The organism is Psychrobacter sp. H7-1, from assembly GCF_904846585.1.
Lineage (GTDB): Bacteria > Pseudomonadota > Gammaproteobacteria > Pseudomonadales > Moraxellaceae > Psychrobacter > Psychrobacter raelei.
In genome coordinates this window covers 1-575 of sequence record NZ_CAJHBH010000115.1, presented here as the reverse complement: position 1 = coordinate 575, position 575 = coordinate 1, and the positions used below count along the sequence as shown (strand labels likewise).

Genomic DNA, 575 nt, shown 5'->3' with positions numbered 1-575 from the left:
AGCAAGGCCTGTGTGCCCAGCGCTGTGGTACAAGCAAGACAACGCCTCGGGCATGAGCCTCTAAAGCAGCTATTTCATCAACTAAGTGCTCACTACCAAACAGAATCACGAGCCCAGCAGCAAGACTTCATGGGACTTAGCGTCCACGCTGTAGACGGCGTCGTATACTCACTCCCATACACTGATGAGAACCTTCAGCACTTTAGCTCAAGCAAAGGCAGAACTAAAGAGGCGCCCTATCCCCAAATGCGTTCGGTATGCCTGATCAATACTGACACGCATGAGATCATTGACACAACCCTTGGAGATATGAGTCAAGGAGAGATCACCTTAGCCCATCAGCTAAATGTTCAAGATAATAGCATTACGCTCTTTGATAGAGCCTATTTCTCAGCAGACTTACTGATTAGTTGGCAACAAGCCCATCCAAACAGCCACTGGCTCATGTGGGCTAAAGATAATCTGCGTTACACTGTGATTAAAACCTTTAGTGAAGGGGACTACTTAATACAAATGCCCGTCTCTCCTCAGGCACAAAAGAAAAATCCAAACCTACCTGCTACTTGGCAAGCTCG

The 575-nt window shown here is 47.3% G+C and carries 1 protein-coding gene; it reads left to right on the top strand.

Annotation, left to right across the window (positions count from 1 at the left end; translation table 11 throughout):
• The coding region (locus JMX92_RS13420; protein ID WP_201546167.1) for a transposase at nt 1-575 on the top strand (575 nt) is incomplete at both ends.